Genomic DNA, 20,042 nt, shown 5'->3' on the forward strand with positions numbered 1-20,042 from the left:
AGGAGTGATTGGATAAAAGTGAGTTATGAAATTGGTAAAATATGTTTATTTTTAGTAGGTAGTATATTTGTGATAACAGGCATAGCAAAGGTCTTAGAACCCTGGAAATTTATCACTCATATTGCCTCACTAGACTTAGTAAAACTTCAATGCATAAAATCTGTCTCTTTGATATTTATTGCTTTAGAAACCGCTTTGGGAATAGCTCTAATTTTACAAGTTTTACCAGACCTAACTATTCTAGGTAGTATAATTATTCTATTTGGCCTTTCACTTCTAACATATTGGAGTACTTCTACAGGAAGAACAAAAGACTGTGGTTGTTATAATGGTTGGCTAGAAATTAGCCCCAACACAAGTTTACTACTCAATGCGCTTTACATCTTGCTATTAATCTTTGCTTGGGTTTATCGAACGCATGAGAATACTATCTTATGGCAATATATATTAACAATAATTAGTTTCATTGTTAGCGGTGCTTTGGCATCGGGACAAATTGAATATTACATTATAAATGGTCGTCCCTATTTTGATTTGACAAGTCTTAAAGTCAATCGGCAGTGGCAATCTCAATGGTTAGAAGGTACAATTGATGTAAGTCAAGGGTCAAAAATTGTTGTATTTTTAAGTCCTGAATGTCCTCAATGTAAAAACTGGTTAAAAATACTTAGACTAGTTCACTACCGGACTGATTTACCTGAAATTGTAGGAGTAGTTAATTGTAATGTTGAAGCAGCAAAAGATTACGCTAAGAGTTACAACCTTAATTTCTCTATAGTTGTAATTAAACCATTTCTTTTTAATCAACTGGCTATGGCTGTTCCGACAGCAGTAGTTTTAGAAAACGGAGTGATTAAAGAAAAATGGGTAGGAACTATGCCTCAGAAATTCGTTGCAGAAATTGCATCAGGAAGTAGGTCGATACCAAAAGGTTCTGGGCTAGTTTTAACTGCTCAAAATAGATAACTTAAAAATTTCCTCAAAGGAAGCATTTAGATGAAGTTAATTATTTCTTCAACTATGATGGATTTGTGTCAATAACAGCAAACGAGTAATTTTTATAATAAATAGTATTTAGTGAATAACCCCAAAAATAATTTGTTCCGCAAAGTAGCTTTGTTAGGAGTTATAGGTGTGTTATGTGGACTCACCCAATCATACTACCGCGATCGCTTGCTTAGTTCTTCTGGTGAAGTTCACTCAAATGTACAAGTAGTATAGAATATAAAGTCTTTATAAACATTGCTTAAGTGTCTTAACTGTACTTGCATTAAGCCCTTACTACAAGCGAATCAGTCTGGAAAAATGAATGACGATTAGCTTACACCATTCCCTACTCCCCATCTCAGTTGTGGTCTAAATACCTGAAAAATGCTGTAAATGCTTAACACCCTGGCAAAATCATGATTTGACAATATTTTGGAGATATTTTATGAACAGCCCTGTTTACCAAACTGTGATTATCGGTGGTGGCTTCACCGGCTTATTTACAGCCTTACACCTAGCTCACGAACATTATCCTCGCTCTGTAATTTTGATCGATCAAAATGAACGCTTTTGCTTTAAGCCGTTACTCTACGAATATTTCAGTGGCGAGATGGATACTTTTCAAGTAGTACCGCGTTTTGCAGAATTGCTAAAAGGTAGTGGTGTCATCTTTGTTCAAGATGCAGTGGAATCGATAGACTTACATCAACAAGAAGTCAAATTAGCTTCGGGAAACTCCTACAACTACAGTAACTTAGTATTAGCTTTGGGTAGCGTTACTGGTTATCATCATCTTGAAGGTGCTAAAGAATACGCTTTCCCTTTCTGGACAGAAGCAGATGCGATCGCTCTCGATCGACATTTAGGCGACTGTTTGCAAAAAGCAATCAAAACTGAAGATCCAGAACAACGTCGTCAACTGCTAACAGTAGTCGTAGTTGGTGGTGGTGCAAGTGGTGTGGAAATGGCAGCTACCCTAGCTGATTTACTCCCACATTGGTATACCGCTTTGGGAGGTAATTCTAGTGAAATCCGTGTGGTACTGCTCAATCACGGTAAAGAAATCCTCAACGGTGATATGAACGATCCTCTGCGCCCAATTGCTGAGAAAGAATTACAAAAACGCACGATCCCAATTGAAATCCTTACGGGAGCAGAAGCCACTACTATTCATGCCAACGCCATTGAATATAAACACAATGAGCAAATTGAGACGTTGCCAACGAATACCACAATCTGGACAGCTGGTACTTCTATTCATCCACTAATTAAAGATTTACCAATTTCCGAAGAACATCGAGATCGTCATAATCGCCCCCTAGTTACTCCCACAATGCAACTACTCGACTTTCCAGAAGTCTTTGCAGGCGGAGATTGTGTAGCAGTTCAAGATAATTCACTACCGCCAACAGCCCAAGTTGCTTATCAGCAAGGAGCCAATATTGCCCGAAATTTGAAAGCATTAGTGTTGGGCGAAGACCTGAAACCAGTAAAGGTAAATATACGCGGAACTCTCTTAAAATTGGGCTTAAATGATGCTGCTGCTAACCTTTTGAATGTTTTTGAAGTTGCAGGCGAATCCGCGCATTTAATCCGTCAAGGCACTTATTTAACGCTATTACCAACTCCAATTCATGATTTTAAAGCTGCTAGTGAATGGCTGGATGAAGAGATTTTTCATTACCACCTTGACCCTAAAGATGTCGGCAAAAAAGTTGTACAAGCAGTGGAAGTTGTTGGCGCAGGAGTTATGGGCATTTTAGTTGCCAGAAAATTATTGAAAATGTTGGGGAATGAAGAGAAAAAAGATTAGAGACTGAGAATTGGGAAAGGGGAAAAGGAGCGCAACCTTGTGCGACATAAATTTTAATACATTTAGTCATGCTTTTGTCACAATTTTGCAATAGCTTTGTCAATACGACGTGTAATGCTATAGCTCTGGGTTCGGAAATAGTCTCATACTAAACCCACACACCAGAGTCTAACGAGGAGAATCATTTAAGGCACAAGTCCTTATAAAGATGACTCTTCAAATCAGAATTGCAAAATTTCATATAGTTTGGAAGGAACAAGAAGATGAATTGGAAAGTACTTGCTTTGCTCCCTGCTTTGACTCTAGCTGCTGCTTTGCCTGCTTACTCTTTAACCAATAATAAAAGCCAAAATCCGGCTACTGCTACCCTAGTTGCACAAAGTACTCAGCAAAGCAACATGATGAAAAAGCCTAATGCTGTAACAAAGCTTAATGCCAAGCACAAGTCCAATAATATGGCAAGGCGTAGTACTGGTAGTGTACTGACAGTAGGCAGCAAGGGAGAGATAGTGAAAACTGCTCAGAATTCTTTAAAACAGCAAGGATTCTATACAGCAAGTGTGAATGGTGTCTTTGATAACAAGACTCGTACAGCGGTGATCAAATTTCAGAAATCTAAAGGATTAAGAGCAGACGGAATAATTGGACACCGGACTTTAGCAGCTCTTAAATAAAATGGTTTACTGAATATCCTTATTGCTGAAATGCCTTAAAGACAAAAGGCTAGGAAATAAATTCTAGCCTTAAAATAGTAAACCAAGTTTTTCTATTTCAATATTGCCTGCGGCTATGTCGCAGGCATTTGAATATTGTGCTAAAAAGCGATATCTAGGGTGGGCTACGCCAACGCTAATCCTCAACTCAGTGCAGCGGATTCAAGACAATATACTCGCAGCATTGCAAGAGATTTAATTTATATCATTCTATAAATAATAGACATCTGGTGAAATTAAATATGCCTTATCCATAACTCTTGTAAAGACGTAGCAGTGATATATCTCTACTATGCTTGAGTTACATAATATATAAACAAAAATAAAATTAAATACTAGCATCTCTTAGGCGCCAAGCGCAGTCGAGGCGTTGATTCTGTATTCACTATACTCCAGAAATCCCTCTGGTAATTGATAGCAATTGTTCGTAATCCTTTGGGGTATCAATATCGATATCCCCTAGAGGAAACGGAATGGAAAATACTTCATTGAGGTTATTATTAATAACTCTTTTTGCTCCTGAAGTTTCTTTCAAAGCAGCAAGTTCTGAAAAAAATATCTGACTAAATAGAGCAGGTACACCTAATGTCTCTGCATATTCACAAGCAATAATCGGTTTGTTTGTCGAATAATATGTATCAACAAGTTGATTGATAATTTGGTGAGAAACAAATGGCTGGTCGCAAAGTGTAATAACTACTGCTTCTATTTTTTGAGGAAGATTATTTAACAATTCAATACCACTCTTGATTGAAGCACTCATTCCACAAGCCCAATCCAAGTTTTTAACGATTCTAACGGGAAGTTGCTTAATTTGGGGATGAATCTGTTCTGCATTTGCTCCAAGTACTACTACCACAGGTTGACAAACTGAAGCGATCGCCATTTCTGTAATGTATTGCAAAAAACTACGTCCTTGGTAAAGCAATAGTTGTTTAGGTGTACCCATACGAGTAGATGCACCAGCAGCAAGAATCATAATGGCTATGGTTGATTTTTCATTGTCTATAGCAGTCATAAAAACTATGTGGTAAGTAGCAAGTTGGAGTTATTTTCATAGCATTGGTGAATTGGTTGATTGCGATTTCTTAAAAAATTACCACTGCGGTTTGTTAGCACTGCTTGAATTTCCGCAATAATAGCGATCGCTATTTCTTCGGGTGTATCTGCTCCAATGTCAATCCCAACAGGGCTATGCAATCTTTTTAATTGTTCAGTAGTATAACCTTTTCCTTGCAGACGTGAATCTTCCAGCAATTTTTCAGTCCGCAGCTTTGGGCCTAAAACCCCTATGTAGGGTGCAGGAGATGGCAGCAACATTTTCAAAATTTCTAGGTCGTCAAGGTAATTATGCGTCATGACTACAGCAACTGTGTGGGCATCTATAAATACCTGTTTATGTACAATTTCTCGCCGACTAAGAATGACATCACAAGGCATAGAAAATCGCGCTCTAGTTGCCTCATTAGCTCGACAATCGACTACAGTAACATCCCAACCTAATGCTTGAGCAAACTGGGCTACGGGTACAGCATCATAACCAGCACCAAATATTACTAAAGGTGTGGGTGGTTGAATGACTTCGATGAAAACTTCTGCACTGCCTAAAAGTAACTGATAGTTGTTTACTCTTGACTTTTGATTAGCAAAGGCTGTTTGACTATCTGCAATCAGAGATTGAATTAAATTTGGATCTTTGATGTCAGTGATAATTTTACCATCAGGATACAGCAGTAAACGCGACCCAAGTTTGACCTTAACTGCGCCTTCAAAGGCAAAGACTGTTGCAATAATACCCAAATGTTTTTTATGAAAGCACTCTTGTGTAAAAGCGATCGCATTCGGTGTACTTTCTCTCTCAAGACGTTCGATGAGAACTTGCACTATCCCATTGCACCCCAAACCAAAGCCCCAAAGAATATCTTCAGAGGCGGTGTTATCGTAAGTAACAACAATTGGCTGGCCATCCAACATTCGTTGTTGAGTATGTTCAAATACGTCGTTTTCTAAGCAACCAGCGCTGATTGTGCCAATCATCCGACCTGTATTTGTCATCAACATTTTAGCACCCGGTCGGCGATAGGTTGAACCTTGGGTTTTGACGACAGTGGCAAGGAAAGTAATTTCACCACTTTTTTGACTTGACTCGAAGCCTTGTAAAATTGCTTGTAATTCGTTCATTTAATTACTTATTTTTCTGTTTCTAGCAGTTTGTCAACTTGAGTAGGCACTCCTCATAAAACAAGTGATGACTGTACCATTGTGCATCCCTGCTAGTCTCAAACACTGCTTCGATTTGCCGCCTGTTAACGGATATACAGTATATGTTTTAGACTGACTGCGTTGTTTACCACCGTAGGCATTGCGGTGTTCTGCTATCCAAAGATAAGCGAAAACACCGTTGAAATCATGCCCCACAGGATAGTTGCCAACTGGAGTTATTTATCTATTATCAGAGTGAGTATACAAAGAATGGGAACCTATTTGAGATGACAACTCCAAAGGTATGATGAAATGTTAATTTACAGGGGTTGCGCGTGGGTTTTCTTGTGCCTTGTGAAATTCACTCTTGACTTATATCCATTGGATGTTGTTTTGGACACAGAAGTAGCTGGTGACGAAAAGAACATAGGCAAGTAAGGGTTTGATCTTTTTTTCGTGCCTTGCGGTCGATAACACGTTACTATACAGCAGTTACTCACAAACAAGTAAAGCAAGATTATGGCACTAATTATAGGCACTGATGGAGACGACATTTTGGTCGGAACTGATGGAAATGACAGATTTATCGCCAGTGCAGGTAATGATACCATTAGCGGTGGAAATGGTCACGATATCATTGATTACAGTGACTTAGGACAACCTGTAATAGTCCAGCCAGTGGTTATCCAAAAAGGTGCAATTGGAACTGACACGTTTAAAGATTTCTTTGAAACCGTGATCGCTGCTACAGGACAGATTAACAGTATTGATGCTACTTCTGACAGCACAAATGTATCAATAGTAGCTGACTTATCTAAAGAAAGACTAGAAATCAGAGTTGTAGGTTCGTCACCAATAGTAGTCAATGTGAAGAATTTTGTAAATGTAATTGGTACAAATCAAAATGACATAATTACTGGTGACGCTCAGGATAATGAATTAGCTGGCAGTGGCGGCAATGACATTATTAGAGGCAGCGCAGGCAACGATACCTTAAATGCCGGAGATGGTATTGATACGGCTGATTACAGCAAATTGGGTCAAAGCTCTACCATATTTATTGATGGAACTCTTCAAAAAGGTGGTGGACTAGGTAGAGATTTCCTTAGCAATTTTGAAAACCTTGTTGTTGATGCTAGTGCTGAAAATAACACTATAGACGCCTCAATTGCTCCTTCAGCACCCTTTTTATTTGGGCCTGATGTATCAGTCAACGTCAACCTTGAAACTCAAAGTTTCGTAGTGAATAATCTTCCTGGCGGAAACACAGCTAAGTTCACATTTATAAACTTTGATAATGTCAAAGGTACAAATCAAAGTGACACCATTGTTGGAGATAGGCAAAATAATCTGTTATTTGGTAATGCTGGTGACGATACACTTTCTGGGAAAAGTGGCAATGACATACTCACTGGTGGAAATGGTAACGATACTCTCACTGGTGGAGTAGGTGCAGATAAATTTGTTTTTACCAACATATTAGAGGGTGTTGACATTATTAAAGACTTCAATGCTGTTGAAGGTGACAAAATTCAGGTTTCTCAAGCAGGGTTTGGCGCTATTTCAATCAGTGACTTCAGTTATGATGCCCTAACTGGTTCTTTGTTCTTCCAAGAATCTAGATTCGCCATTGTTGAAAATAAGCCTATTGGTTTTCAAGCTAATTTAGACATTCAAATTGTTTAAGAATATCCTGTTTTCAGTCTTTTCTAGGCTCGTGCTTCTTGGGATTGGTGAGCATAAATCATGTGAGAAATAATCGGGGCTTCATCGCCTTGATGAAAGGCAAAAACCTTTTCACGCATCTCTCGATCTGCCACTGTAAACCGTTCATACTGACGTAAATGATCCACCCAAGACTCGACGATAAATGTCTCTAAGTAGCGATTCGGCTGAGATGTATCGTGAAAGATGCCCCACCGAATCGCACCATCTCGTAACCGCACTACTCGCAGGGCATGAATTGCCGCAATGAATTCTTCTGCTTTATCTGGATCAATACAATATTCAAGTGTGACTAAAACTGGCCCTTGTTCTGGTTGCAATTCAATTACTACTAGCGGTTCCGCCCGCCGTAATGCTGGGCCTAAATCCAGTTTTCCTGATAGCAAGCGATAACGCCGCGCTGTGAAGGTTCCCCCGACTAAGCCGATCGCAGCAACGAATAAGGCACTCCGCATTCCCCAATGTTCTGCCGCTGCACCCCAAACAATACTACCAATTGCCGAACCTCCTTGAAATACCATTTGATAAGTTCCTAGTGCCCGCGCCTGCACCCAAGCCGGAACCGCAAGCTGCACTGTAATATTCAAGCTCGATGTCATACTTGTCCAAGCAATTCCAGCCGCTAGCAAAGCCAGCAACACCAAAGGTACATTGTGAATAAATGCCAGAATTAATGTAGCAACTGCAAACACCAGAGTTCCTGCAATCACAACTCCATCGGCTGTGAGATGTTGCCGCACTTGTGGCAGCAAAATTGCACCGACAATCGCCCCCAATCCAAAGCAACCGAGTAGTAAACCATATCCACCTGCCCCCTGTCGCAAATCCTGTTGTGCTACCAAAGGCAGCAATGCTAACAAAGCACTCGTACAACTAGTTAAAACACCCGCCCGAATTAACACGGCTTGGAGAGCAGGAGAAAAGCGGACATAGCGAATACCAGCCCGCATAGAACCCAATACTCGCTCTGCGGGGAGGGCGCTTTCATAAAGCGGTTGGCGCTGCCAACGGTAAAGGATGATAATCACCCCGACAAAGGAGAGGGCATTAATCAAAAAGACGACTCCTGCATTTGCCGCTACCAAAATTAAGCCGGCGATCGCAGGGCCAACTGCTCTTGCAATATTAAATCCAGCACTATTTAAAGCGATCGCAGCCATGAGTTCCGATCGCGGTACTAATTCTGGTACAATTGCCTGCCAAGCTGGGCCATTCATTGCCGCTCCCAAGTTCAGCACAAATGTTAATGCCAGCAGTGACCACGGTGTAATTTTGCCTGCAAAAATTAATCCACTCAACATGAGTGCAGCAACCAGCATCCAGACTTGCCAAAACATTAGTAACCGACGGCGATCGAAAATATCTGCCGTTGCTCCGCCTGGTAATCCTAACAGCAGCATCGGCAAAGTTGCGGCTGTTTGCATCAGTGCCACCAATAGGGGAGAGGTGGTGAGAGAAGTCATTAACCAAGCTCCCGCTGTATCCTCCATCCAACCCCCAATGTTGGAGACAATTGAGGCAATCCAGCGATCGCGAAACAAAGATTTACGGAGCGGACTCCAAGCAGAGGTTGTCATGACTGCGGTATGCACGTATTTACTTCAGCATTCTGGGAACGGGGCCACGAGTGCTATCCAGTCCTGACACACGAGGTAGAGCGATCGTTTTGCCTGTTTGGGCGGCCTCGTAAATCAACGCTATCAGTTTTTGGTCTTGCAAACCTTCTTCACCAGGCGTATGGGGTTGTTTATTCTGAATCACACAATCTGCCATGTGATCGATTTCTAAAGCAAACTGGTTCTTCTCGCCTATCCGCACTTCGCTAATGTTTTCTGCCATGCTGTTTGTTGGAGATTTGCGGGAAATCATCATCCGCAAACCGTTATAAGAGAACCCCGGATCGAGTTGCGCCCAAGCATCAGAACCGAAGACACGAAAGCGACGCGCTTCGTGAAAGCCGTAGCTAGTGGAGCAAATCCCTAGTATCCCACTGGGAAAGCGTAGCTGGAAGGTAACACTTTCTTCTACTTCTTTGAAGCGCGGATCGCCAGGAGTGCTAAAGATTTGGGCGCTAATTGCGATCGGTTCTTCTCCCGTCAAATAGCGAGTTGCATTCAAGCAATAAATGCCCACATCCGGTAAAGAGCCACCTCCAGCTAAGGCGCGTTTCAATCGCCACTGGTTTAAGTCACCCCCCTGGTTTTGGCCGTTATCTGCCTGAATCACCTTCACAGTTCCCAATTCTTTGCTGCGGATCATCTGAATCATGGCGCGATGGTGCGGTTCATATTGGCAGCGATAAGCAATCATCAGCTTGCGATCGGCTTGTTTGCACGCATCGATCATCTGTTGTGCATCTTCGACTGTGGTTGCCATTGGCTTTTCACACAAAATATGCTTTCCAGCTTTCGCACCCCGCACCGTATATTCCCGGTGCATACTATTGGGCAACACAATATAAATCACGTCAACGTCTGGATTGTTGCGGAGATTGTCGTAATTCTGATAGTTGTAAACGTTCTGCGGTTTGATGCCATACTGCTGGGCAACTTGATTGGCTTTGGCAGCATCACCACTAACTAGTGCAGTCGGCTTTGCTAGTTTACATTCTGCAAACGCAGGCATGATTTCTTCTAATGTCAGTCTGCCAAGTCCGACGATCGCAAATCCCAAGCGTCGCTCTGGAGGTAATGCAGTTGGTGGCCCACCCGTATCAACCTCAGTCTTTTCCGAGATGGGCGCAAACTTAATCTGAGGCGGCAAGGGGCCTCCGCGTGGGGTAGCTGGCTGAGTTGGCTGTTGGGCAATAACCTCTTCGCCCATACTACCAATTGCCGCCGTTGAAATGGCTCCTAACCCAGCAGTAGTTAGAATCTGACGACGAGAAAATTTTCCTTTAAACAATTCAGGCATCGTGGTTCCTTAATGATGAAATTTTGGATTTAGTACAGCAATTCGTAGCGAATTAAATTTGGAAATACCCTGCAATGCCAATGCGTCGTCTGACAATGCCAATGCGTTGCCTGACAATGCCAATGCGTTGCCTGACAATGCTAATGCGTTGCCTGACAATGCCAATGCGTCGCCTAACAATGCGAATGCGTCGCCTGACAATGCCAATGCATCGCCTGACAATGCCAATGCGTTCCTCTGCAATAGACTTCTTGCATAAATCAAAAAAAGAACCCCACCCCGCCTTTGACTTACGTCAAAGTCTCCCCTCCCCGCTTGCGGGGAGGGGTGTTAGGGGACTTTTGCAAGAGGTCTAATTAAAAAATCTACGCTCTTACGCCAAACTGTACTTAGAGAACTCCAAGAAATAAATTATCTAATTCCTTCATGCAACGCTAATATAGCGCTTCTGGGTTGAGTGTAATACAGCCCCAACCCTTGTAGCGTTGGGGAGTAAGATTCCATTCTTCTCTCCTTTTAGGAGAGAGGAATGGAAGTGAGGTCAAAATGTATTGCTTCCATTCGAGAACCGCTAGATTAGATTTTTCTGGCTAAAACTCTTTAACGTAGATGCAGAGCGACTTGCCGCAGGCTATCGCCTTCTTTACGAGACGCTACGCGAGCTTGCTTTTTTGTAGGAGTACGCGCAGCGGACGCAAAGGGCAAAGTACAGGAAAGAAGAAATGTTTAACTGAACTGTATTGCCTTATGGGGTACTTGTTGGATTTGGGGTACTGCTTGGAGTTGGGGTGCTGCTTGGAGTTGGGGTGCTAGTTGAACTTCCAGGATTAACAAGGGAACGAACCTGTTGCAGGTGTTCTTGGAGGGTTGGTAGCGTTTGAGCAGCAAATGCTTTCACGTCTGGATCTTGTCCTTGTTGAGCTTCAGTCTCAAATGCGGAGACATCCTTTTCATGATCTTGAAGCATCTGATTCAAATATTGGCGATTAAACTTAGTACCAGAAAGTTTGGATAAGCTTTGTAGGACTTGCTTATTTTTACTGTCGAGACTAGTTGGCAGCGTTACACCTTTTTGAGTCGCCAACTGTTTGAGTTGATTGTTCACCTGGGTATGATCTGTAACCATCCGCTGTCCATACTGTTTTACTGCATTGCTAGTTCCACGTCTTGATGCCAGTTGTCCTAATTGGACTTCTGCTAAACCACCTTGAGCAGCTTCAGTCATAAACTGTTTGTCTGAAGAACTGGGGGTATTTTGCCCTGGTGTAGTTGGGGAGGTAGTTGGTGATGCAGTTGGTGACACAGTTGGGGATGGACTCTCAGTTGCTTGTACAGGTTGAGTTGTACCAGATGGAGCTTCAGATATATTGTCGTCATGAGGAGTAGTTGGTGTGCAACCAGTCGCCAGAGATAAGGCGATCGCTACTAGACCAGTAGAGAGTATTTTGAAGTTGGACATAATCAATGTTCTCCTTGGATAAAGCTATATTTTGAAATGTCGAATCAAAAACAAGTGCGATCGCACAGTTGAGTCCGACCACTAATGCTGAAATCATCAACCAGATGCCGTCAGTGCAAATTGTGCCAATAGATTCAACATTTTTTGTAAACAAAATAGTATTAATATTTACCCCAGCCAAGCTGGATTCATGGCTGTACTATCATTTTGGGTTGTGGTCTTATATCGCTCGTACTGCCCTTTAGCCGCTGCCTCACGGGTACGCGCTAACAGTGCTGTAACTCGTGCCTGATCCATTGGCTTAAACGTGCGGACTGCCTCAAAAGCTTGGTCTAAAATTTTCATGCTATCGATGCCAGTAATCACAACTGAGGTTGGCAAATTCATTGCGTAGTGCAGGCAGTCAATCGCGCTAACCGTATTGCTTCTGAGGATGTAGGACTCTCCAATCGATTTCATTCCCAGCACACCAATGTTGTTTTTGACTAGCACAGGTAAAACCTGGTGTTCAAAACTTCTAAAATGGGCATCCATCACATTTAATGGCATCTGCACAGTATCGAAGCGGAAACCATTTTGTGTAGCAGTTTCCAGCATCTGGAGGTGAATCTGGGGATTCTTATGTCCTGTAAAACCGATATAGCGAATTTTACCTGCTTTTTGCGCTTCAACGACTGCTTCCATTGCGCCACCGGGAGCAAAGACGCGATCGGGGTCTTCAAAACGCAGTATTTCATGATGCTGCAATAAATCAATATGATCGACCTGCAAATCTTTGAGCGATTCATCAATCTGCATCTTGGCAGCGCCTTTGGTGCGACCGTCGATTTTCGTCATTAAAAAGACTTTTTGGCGATAACCATCTTTAAGAGCATTTCCCATCCAACGGTGGCTACGTCCGTTGTTATAGTCCCAAGAATTATCCATAAAGTTGATGCCGCGATCGATGGCACTGCGGATCAACTTGATACTTTCTTGCTCTTCTTCAATTTTTCCAATGTGATACCCTCCCAAGCCAATCACAGATACTTGTTCTTTGGTGCGTCCGAGGTTGCGATACAACATTTCGCCGCGTCGCGTTGAAGTGGGTGAACTTTGGGCTACCAGTTGAGTATTTTCATCAACAGGTTTTGTTTCGGCGAGGGTCGGTTGCAAAAATCCTTCCGAAAGCGCAAGTCCTGCTGCCACTAATCCCGAAGCAGAAGCAGTTTTTAGCAAGCTGCGTCTACTGATTTCCATAATTGTCTCCTACAAGCAACAACAGAATTGAGCCGTATAGTATCACGGCTATCTGGCACAGAGACTCTAGCTAAGGTGTGTTTTGAAACATACTCCGCAAGATGCATTCACAATCTAAGCTGACTCATATTTTGCACCTCACCGTACAAACCCGTAAAAGGCAAATAAAAAGTACAAATGGACTAATTTCGTGAAGTACCTACACCTCTAATAAGCAAGTCAACCGAAGTATCTTGTCGGTTGACTTGCTTAATACCAAAATTTGTATCGCTGAATAAATAAAGCAATTACACTTTGCCAGCCAAGTTCATCAACTGTTTGAAGTTCAGAAGATAAGTGATGTTGTTGGCGCTATCAATTTTGATCCACCCTTTTTCATGTAGCTTTTCCATGATTTTGGTGGTTTCTTCAACACCGATTTCTGTCACCTCTGCTAAATCTTTAAAGGGAATGTTAAAAATTTCTCTTCCTAAGTCTGATTCCTGACCATAGCTTTCACCTAAAGTCACTAGGGTATGAGCGAGTTTAACCGCTGGTGGTGAAGACCGCATTTGCAAGCGCACGTTAATTTGCCGCAATCGCCGCACCATCAGTTGCAACATCCGGTGATGTAACTGCGGGTCTTTAAACAATATTTGAATAAAACGCTCTCTGGAAATACTAAGCAACTTCACGGGTGAAAGGGCAATGACATCGGTTGAGCGTGGAGATTCATCCAAAATTGCCATTTCTCCAAAAAAATCGCCACGGCCAAAAATTGCCAGAGCTACTGAATCTTCCCCGACGGTACGCCGGACTTTAACCCAACCAGAAACCACGAAGTAAACGGCGTTACCCCAGGCATCTTCCATCACAACAGCTCGCCCAGATGGGTATTCATGTTCAATTGCAACGTTGAGTAGCCATTCCAAAGTCTGTGGAGTGGCTGTACTCATTAAGGGGAAAAGTTCACTAAAAACCTCAGTTAGCATGAAATATTTGCAACAAATGGATTCAAGGGTGGGAAACTAACTTTGCTACTATAAGTTTGTTTAAACCGTAATCTTACTCAGAATACGATCGCAAAATTTGTATTTATTTGAAATGAACCTCTAAGCTCGATCGGTCTATGGTTCCATTACAACATAACAATTATGTATGCGATCGAAATCAGCGGTTTCACTGACAGACGGATGATTTGCTGCTTGTTGGTGGATTGCTATCTAGTGCTAAGATTATCAGCTGTTGGTCTAAATTTTTCACTAGTTGATTCAGGGCAGCCAAAGCCTCTAATTGCTGAGAGTCCAGGCTGGGATTGAGTAAAAGCCGTTCTTGTAGTTGATGTAACTTGAAACTTAGTTGCTGAGAAATTCCTAAAGCATCGCGGCCCAGACGCACCAACTGTTGTTGTTGATAGAATTTTAATGCTGCTCCCCGCAATACTTGGAGTGTTGCCTCTTCACCGTAGATTCCCGGCATGACTCGCAAGCGTAATAATAAGCGGTTTTTTTGATATACGTATTCCTTTTCTACCTGTTTTGGTTCTGCAACCGTAGTCACAGGTAAGGAAGCAAACCGCTTTAATTCATTCAGTACTCCTTGGAAAACCGAGAGCGGCAGTTTGTCTAATACAGACTGCAAGACTCCATTATCGCTCCACAGTATCCTGCCTTCGTAAGCTTGTCTTTCTAAGTACAGCCGACCAATTCCTCCAACCAAAATTCGCTCTAGTAATTCTTCTAGTAATTTCTTGGGTGGTAGTGTTGGCAGCACCTCAATCGGACTAAATAGTTCGGGACTTTTCGTGGTCAAAATAGGCAAATTGTTTGGTGCTGCTGCTTCGGAAGTCTCTCCCTCTTGACCTCTGGAAGTAGGGTTCAAGAACGTCGTAATTTGAGATAATTGGTCTAGCTCCGCGATCGGAGGCAAGTCTACGCGCTGCCTAGAATGTTGACGCTTTTGTGTCTCAAACACCATCAATATTGGTTGCTGATTTGATTCCGAGTCGGCATCTAGGGAGGGAATAGGTGTGTCAGTAACGGTAGCTGTGCTATTTGTTGGGGGAAAGTCCGCTATTGGCTGATGCACAAGTTTTGCATCTAGCTGGGATGTATTTTTATGGTTGAGGTAGGCTGATAGTATTCTCCGGTGAGCATCAGATGCGATCGCCTCAATCACCATTGTGCAATTGACATAAGACAAAATCCGACTAACATAATCTAAGGCCTCGCTCTCTTGTGGATGAACCATACCTAGCAAGAGGTTTTTGTCTTCTAATCTAAAGGGCAAAATCTGGTGGTAGAGGCAAGCTTCAAAGGACAAAAGACTATCAATCAGTTGGAATATTTGCTCGCAATCGCCTCCTTCCTCCCACCTAGCTTGAGTGGCAGTTAGCATAAGCTGTCTATTTGCTGCGGTATCATTTAGCTCACCCTCTGAAGACAACATAAATTTGATTCGTTGGTGTTTACTTATATTTTGCCTCTATTTCAATAGGTAGTTAATAAAGATACTTCGTTCGATTGTTAAAATTTAAACTATATATACTTAAGTAAATGTAAGTAGAAGATGAATTTTAGATTATAGATTGGGGATAATACTGAGGATTCGGCATTGGGCAATTCAATTTTGGATTAAATTTCAATCTAAAATCCAAAATCTAAAATCTAAAATTCTTAACTCCCCATTTCCCACTACAGACTACTCTTGTGTTCTTAAAGCTTGGGCTGCAAGATAGACTTTTGTCCATTCACCTAGCACTTGATGGGTTTTGAGTTTTAACTGTTGGGCTATTGCTTCTATTGAATTACCCGCTCTCCGCAAATCTAGAATCTGCCTCCCCAGAGGAGTCAATTTTTGATCAAGTTGCTGCCATTGGTTTTGCCTTAACCCCAAGTTATGTTCTTGCAAGGAAATTGAGAGCCAATTGTCTACGAGTTCTGGTTTACCTTTGAGGGCAAAAACACGCACAGCATGGTAACTAATTTTTTCTCGTAGACGGTATAATTCCTTAGTCTGCTTATTCAGTCTCTGGGCAATATCTTCCTGAGACTTACCTTGCAGATACAGTCTTAACCATTCCACTGCGTCTGTTCCCAGATTTTCTTGTAAATAATTTTCAAATTCTTTTTGTACTGACTGGCGTAGCCCCTGTTGTTCCTCTAGTTGTTGTGCTTCTTGATATTCTGCGATCGCCTGACTATCGACTAAGTTAACTCGATTGTCATTGTCGTCTGTAAGAACTTCTTCTGACACCAGTCTAATCAAGTCACGGCCCGGCACTTGGGTTAAGCCACCGCGCTGAGTGCGACGCAAGTAATTCACAAATCGGTAAGCTAATAGGGGTTGATTGCGTACTGGTCGCAGACAATATTCTTCTACACTGGCAAATAGCAGAGCATCCCCCAATCGTCTATCGGTTGTATATTTGGCAATATCAGCCATTTGCTCTTGCATCTGGCTATCGCTTTGCAGTAATTCTTGGAGTACTTCTTGTAACACATCCATCACACTGCGCTGGCGATCGCGGCTGAGGGAAACCCAAGTTTGAATTTTATTCCGTAATGTTACTAAACTCCCCAATCGCGTGATCAAGTTGCGATAAGCACGTTCTCGGCCCAGCCCCAAGTAGCGTTGACGTAAAATCCTCCAGCGATATTCCATCGCTTGCTTGGCGATATCGAGTTCTTTAGGATTAAACAGATCAAACCGTTTTGAGTCAGATCCCAATAGCCAGAGAATAATGCTTTGCCTTGCGGCTTCATTTTGGTCTGGACATTCCACAGCCAAGCGCTTTTGCCAATCTAGAGCCAGTTTTTCCACATCCGTTGCCATAGTGAGATTGCATTCCTCGAAACTCAATTTTGAAGTTTGCATCACAACCTCCATTCGCCCCACCTAATTGTTTAACTGGCAGCTGCCCCTGATTTCATGAGTTTCATGAAAATAGCTCAGTGTTTCTACTCTTATTACGTCTTAGTTCACTAAAATTATGCAGAAATTTCTACATTGATGTTTTATTTTCAATTCAAAATGCTTAGAACCCATGCATATCAAACACTTAGGTCACTTCTTGCCAATTTAAACTTTTTGTAAAGTTATATTTTTTCACTGAGAACAGAAATCTGCCTAGAGTGGTGAGGATACACCTTGCACGAAATGGATCTGGGAAATCTGACATTTTGTAACAGAGACGAGGAACGCATCTAATTTAACTAAATCTCAGACGTTATTTCACCCGTATAAGTTTCAACCTTCTACAATCCCTTACGTAGGAGAATACTTGCTTCAAAACTCAAAAAAGCCCAGATCCGCGATCGCCTTATACCAATTCTCTGTGAAGCTGTACATTATTTTGACCCCTCCCAACCTCCCCGATGCGTTGGGGGGTTGGGAGGGGTTCTTTCTATGCGTCTTCATAAAGCATTGCTATTATTAGCCATCATGCTGGTCTTAGTACTTTGGTGCTTGCTGCACCAAAGTACTAAGAAAATAGCTAGGAAGTTTTTTCAAAACAAAAAGTAACGCTGGGTCATAGGTAAAGAAGCGACCGGTTCACAAATTAACAATTCACCATTGGCTCTGACTTCGTAGGTTTCTGGGTTAACCTCAATCTTTGGAGTAGCATTGTTGTGTTTCAAATCCTCTTTCCTGACATTCCGCGTGTTGGAAACCGCTTCTATACGGCTAGTTAAGCCAAGCTGTGTAGATACATCTCGCTTCAAAGCCTCTTGAGAAACGAAAGTAATAGAGGTAGCCCCAATTGCTCCACCGAAAGCGGCAAACATTGGACGCATGTGAACGGGTTCAGGGGTAGGAATACTGGCATTAGGGTCGCCCATTTGTGCCCAGACAATCATTCCCCCTTTAATGACTAGCTGTGGTCTGACGCCAAAAAAAGCAGGTTTCCACAGACACAAATCAGCTAACTTTCCTTCTTCAACAGAACCAACAAGATGGGAGATTCCATGAGCCAGCGCCGGGTTAATAGTATATTTGGCAATGTAGCGCTTGGCTCGAAAGTTATCATGGTTTTCTCCAGAAACAGAAAGAACTCCTCTTTGGACTTTCATTTTATGGGCAGTTTGCCAAGTCCGCAGAATAACTTCCCCGATTCTTCCCATTGCTTGGGAATCGGAAGACATGATGCTAATTACACCCATATCATGCAATATATCTTCAGCTGCGATCGTTTGGGGACGAATTCTAGAATCAGCAAACTTAACATCTTCCTTAATATTGGGGTCGAGATGATGACATACCATTAACATATCCCGATGCTCTGCTAAGGTATTAATAGTGTAGGGACGAGTGGGATTTGTAGAAGCAGGTAAAACATAAGATTCACTACAAACTCTGAGAATATCTGGCGCATGACCCCCACCAGCACCTTCGGTGTGAAAGGTATGAATAACACGTCCTTTAAAAGCGTTAATGGTATCTTCGACAAATCCTGATTCGTTTAAAGTGTCAGTGTGAATAGCAACCTGTACATCATATTGTTCGGCAACATTAAGACAGGTATCAATAGCAGCCGGGGTAGATCCCCAGTCTTCATGCAGTTTCAAACCGATGACTCCGGCAGCCACTTGTTGTACTAAGCTATCAGGTACACTGCTATTACCTTTCCCCAAGAAACCTATGTTGATCGGAAAAGCATCAGCAGCTTGTAACATCCGGTAAATGTTCCAAGGGCCGGGAGTACAAGTCGTGGCGGTAGTACCAGCAGCTGGGCCAGTACCGCCGCCAATCATAGTTGTTGTACCGCAAGCAAGTGCAGTTTCAATTTGCTGAGGACAAATAAAGTGAATGTGTGTATCAATTGCTCCTGCTGTGACGATTCTGCCTTCTCCGGCGATCACCTCTGTACCTGGGCCAATATAAATATTGACGTTAGGTTGTGTATTTGGATTACCAGCTTTGCCGATTTTGTAAATCTTCCCACCTTTAATGCCGATATCAGCTTTTACAATACCCCACCAATCAAGAATTAAGGCATTAGTGATTACTGTGTCTACGGCGATCATTTTTTGACTTTTGTCTTCAGGGCCGTCTGCAAGTTCATCATCATTAATAAAGGGAGATTGTCCCATGCCATCTCGAATAACTTTCCCACCGCCAAATTTTACTTCTTCGCCGTAAGTGGTGTGATCTTGTTCTACTTCAATGAATAACTCCGTATCTGCAAGACGAACGCGATCGCCAACAGTTGGGCCAAACATAGAGGCATAATCCCGCCGATTTATCCGATAACTCATATTCTTGCTCCTAAATAAGTTAAAAATCTGTTGAGAATTTGCACAACTAGCTAGCAAATAATCTTTGAGGTAATTTTTGCTGCCGGATTTGGGCAATGTCAATCATGGGAGTACAAGACCACATCTGATTTAAATTCAAAGATGCACCTATTTGGTAAGTTATTTCTATATCTGGTGCTAGCTGGAGTAGTACTTGTTGTACCTGTAAGTGTCCCAATATGCTCAAGCGGATAGCAGCACCTAATAAACCAGTGATCAAGCTATGCACAAATGCCAGTACTGTATTTTGTTCACTTAATCCTGCAACTTGCCCAACGACACCAAAAATTACTGGATGTAAACAATAAATTTTCCCTGTAGCTGCATCTTGCTCGATAATTTTTAATTGAGAGTCTTTCCAGGTTGACAGGGCAACCATAAGTAAAGCACGTCCACTTTTGCGGCTAGTTTCACGAGTTTTTTCAATCAATGTTTGGGCAAATAATCGCTCATCTGCCTGATGCACAAGTTCTAAGTCAGCGATCGCACTTCCTCGATAAGCATGGATTAATGCCACAATATCTGTCGGGCCTACTTTGTTATGCAACAAAATCCGCAGGAAAATTTCTATCTCTTGTACTGAACGCACCTGACCTGATTGCACTAATGTTTCTAGCCCATGAGAAAGGGTAAAAGATCCAGAAGGGAAAAAAGAGTCGGACAATTGCATTAATGCAAGTTGCTGGCTAATGGAAGATACATTCATGAGTAGTCAT

At 42.2% G+C, this 20,042-nt stretch carries 19 protein-coding genes; 5 read left to right on the forward strand and 14 right to left on the reverse strand.

The features are described from left to right. Nucleotides 1-18 precede the first annotated feature (18 nt). The 4 genes from V7K62_RS23280 (at nucleotide 19) to V7K62_RS23295 (ending at nucleotide 3,474) form a co-directional block, all read left to right on the forward strand. Nucleotides 19-966 carry a MauE/DoxX family redox-associated membrane protein gene (locus tag V7K62_RS23280; RefSeq protein WP_334868270.1) on the forward strand — a complete coding sequence of 316 codons (948 nt, stop codon included), beginning with the start codon at nucleotides 19-21 and terminating at the stop codon, nucleotides 964-966. 111 nt (nucleotides 967-1,077) lie between these two features. After that, the gene (locus V7K62_RS23285) at nucleotides 1,078-1,221 is read left to right on the forward strand and encodes a hypothetical protein (protein WP_334868272.1); all 144 of its coding nucleotides are present in this window, start codon (nucleotides 1,078-1,080) and stop codon (nucleotides 1,219-1,221) included. Nucleotides 1,222-1,432: 211 nt separating this feature from the next. Beyond that, nucleotides 1,433-2,800 carry an NAD(P)/FAD-dependent oxidoreductase gene (locus tag V7K62_RS23290; RefSeq protein WP_334868274.1) on the forward strand — a complete coding sequence of 456 codons (1,368 nt, stop codon included), beginning with the start codon at nucleotides 1,433-1,435 and terminating at the stop codon, nucleotides 2,798-2,800. A 263-nt stretch (nucleotides 2,801-3,063) separates the two neighbouring features. Further along, a complete protein-coding gene (locus tag V7K62_RS23295; protein ID WP_334868276.1) occupies nucleotides 3,064-3,474 on the forward strand; it encodes a peptidoglycan-binding domain-containing protein in 411 nt (136 codons plus the stop codon). A gap of 424 nt (nucleotides 3,475-3,898) precedes the next feature. Here V7K62_RS23295 and V7K62_RS23300 read toward each other — a convergent pair whose 3' ends face one another. The 3 genes from V7K62_RS23300 to V7K62_RS23310 are packed head-to-tail and all read right to left on the reverse strand — an operon-like array spanning nucleotide 3,899 to nucleotide 5,931. After that, nucleotides 3,899-4,531: a nucleotidyltransferase family protein gene (locus V7K62_RS23300; RefSeq protein ID WP_334868278.1), complete on the reverse strand. Its 633-nt coding sequence runs from the start codon at nucleotides 4,529-4,531 to the stop codon at nucleotides 3,899-3,901. Between the two features lie 5 nt (nucleotides 4,532-4,536). Further along, the gene (locus V7K62_RS23305) at nucleotides 4,537-5,694 is read right to left on the reverse strand and encodes an XdhC family protein (protein WP_334868280.1); all 1,158 of its coding nucleotides are present in this window, start codon (nucleotides 5,692-5,694) and stop codon (nucleotides 4,537-4,539) included. 33 nt (nucleotides 5,695-5,727) lie between these two features. Further along, nucleotides 5,728-5,931, reverse strand: a complete 204-nt coding sequence (locus tag V7K62_RS23310; RefSeq protein WP_334868282.1) for a hypothetical protein — start codon at nucleotides 5,929-5,931, stop codon at nucleotides 5,728-5,730. Between the two features lie 303 nt (nucleotides 5,932-6,234). On the opposite strand from V7K62_RS23310, the gene V7K62_RS23315 reads away from it, so the two are divergent. After that, nucleotides 6,235-7,401 carry a calcium-binding protein gene (locus tag V7K62_RS23315; protein ID WP_334868284.1) on the forward strand — a complete coding sequence of 389 codons (1,167 nt, stop codon included), beginning with the start codon at nucleotides 6,235-6,237 and terminating at the stop codon, nucleotides 7,399-7,401. Nucleotides 7,402-7,424: 23 nt separating this feature from the next. On the opposite strand, the gene V7K62_RS23320 is transcribed toward V7K62_RS23315, so the two are convergent. From V7K62_RS23320 to V7K62_RS23370, 11 genes are all read right to left on the reverse strand, one after another. After that, nucleotides 7,425-9,032: an MFS transporter gene (locus V7K62_RS23320; RefSeq protein ID WP_334868286.1), complete on the reverse strand. Its 1,608-nt coding sequence runs from the start codon at nucleotides 9,030-9,032 to the stop codon at nucleotides 7,425-7,427. A 4-nt stretch (nucleotides 9,033-9,036) separates the two neighbouring features. After that, nucleotides 9,037-10,353, reverse strand: coding sequence for a Gfo/Idh/MocA family protein (locus V7K62_RS23325; protein WP_334868288.1), 1,317 nt, complete (start codon nucleotides 10,351-10,353; stop codon nucleotides 9,037-9,039). A gap of 9 nt (nucleotides 10,354-10,362) precedes the next feature. After that, the gene (locus V7K62_RS23330) at nucleotides 10,363-10,596 is read right to left on the reverse strand and encodes a hypothetical protein (RefSeq protein ID WP_334868290.1); all 234 of its coding nucleotides are present in this window, start codon (nucleotides 10,594-10,596) and stop codon (nucleotides 10,363-10,365) included. A gap of 502 nt (nucleotides 10,597-11,098) precedes the next feature. Beyond that, entirely contained in the window at nucleotides 11,099-11,812 is a 714-nt protein-coding gene (locus V7K62_RS23335) for a DUF4142 domain-containing protein (protein WP_334868292.1), read from the reverse strand. Continuing rightward, nucleotides 11,727-11,966, reverse strand: a complete 240-nt coding sequence (locus V7K62_RS23340) for a hypothetical protein (protein WP_334868294.1) — start codon at nucleotides 11,964-11,966, stop codon at nucleotides 11,727-11,729. The genes V7K62_RS23335 and V7K62_RS23340 overlap by 86 nt, the downstream gene beginning before the upstream one ends. 14 nt (nucleotides 11,967-11,980) lie before the next feature. Beyond that, nucleotides 11,981-13,051 (reverse strand): aldo/keto reductase, encoded by a 1,071-nt coding sequence (locus tag V7K62_RS23345; protein WP_334868296.1) that lies wholly within the window; start codon nucleotides 13,049-13,051, stop codon nucleotides 11,981-11,983. A gap of 287 nt (nucleotides 13,052-13,338) precedes the next feature. Continuing rightward, nucleotides 13,339-14,022, reverse strand: a complete 684-nt coding sequence (locus V7K62_RS23350) for a Crp/Fnr family transcriptional regulator (protein WP_334868298.1) — start codon at nucleotides 14,020-14,022, stop codon at nucleotides 13,339-13,341. A 187-nt stretch (nucleotides 14,023-14,209) separates the two neighbouring features. Next, a complete protein-coding gene (locus V7K62_RS23355) occupies nucleotides 14,210-15,478 on the reverse strand; it encodes a pilus assembly protein PilB (RefSeq protein WP_334868300.1) in 1,269 nt (422 codons plus the stop codon). 252 nt (nucleotides 15,479-15,730) lie between these two features. After that, entirely contained in the window at nucleotides 15,731-16,918 is a 1,188-nt protein-coding gene (locus V7K62_RS23360) for a HetZ-related protein 2 (RefSeq protein ID WP_334868302.1), read from the reverse strand. Between the two features lie 620 nt (nucleotides 16,919-17,538). Then, a complete protein-coding gene (ureC, locus tag V7K62_RS23365) occupies nucleotides 17,539-19,287 on the reverse strand; it encodes an urease subunit alpha (RefSeq protein ID WP_334868304.1) in 1,749 nt (582 codons plus the stop codon). Between the two features lie 46 nt (nucleotides 19,288-19,333). Next, nucleotides 19,334-20,032 carry an urease accessory protein UreF gene (locus tag V7K62_RS23370; RefSeq protein ID WP_334868306.1) on the reverse strand — a complete coding sequence of 233 codons (699 nt, stop codon included), beginning with the start codon at nucleotides 20,030-20,032 and terminating at the stop codon, nucleotides 19,334-19,336. Between the last annotated feature and the right edge of the window lie 10 nt (nucleotides 20,033-20,042).

Origin of the sequence: Nostoc sp., from assembly GCF_036917935.1 — a bacterium.
GTDB lineage: Bacteria > Cyanobacteriota > Cyanobacteriia > Cyanobacteriales > Nostocaceae > Nostoc.